Here is a 243-nt window from a genome sequence, read left to right on the forward strand (position 1 = left end):
GTCGCTTCTGCTGCAATCGAAGTCATGCGTGCCGAATTGCCTGGCTTTTCGCACCTGCTCTTCGAATCGCTCGCGGTCCTAAGCGGTCTTTGCGCCGTGGTCGGCATTATCTATACCTGCACGGCGACGAATGGCACCTCGAGGAGCACCTCGCCAGCTTTTTCGAGCAGGACTATCCTGGAGAAGTCCAGTATCTGTTCGGTGTTCACGACGCGCGTGACGAAGCGCTCAATGCGATCGAGC

The 243-nt window shown here is 57.6% G+C and carries 1 pseudogene; it reads left to right on the forward strand.

Features of this window, described 5'->3' with window-relative positions:
• Positions 1-116: 116 nt before the first annotated feature.
• A pseudogene (locus AB3X98_RS42235) lies at positions 117-243 on the forward strand (glucosyltransferase); the annotation flags it as partial.

This window comes from Paraburkholderia sp. BR14312 (genome assembly GCF_040948675.1).
Taxonomy (GTDB): Bacteria; Pseudomonadota; Gammaproteobacteria; order Burkholderiales; family Burkholderiaceae; genus Paraburkholderia; species Paraburkholderia nodosa_A.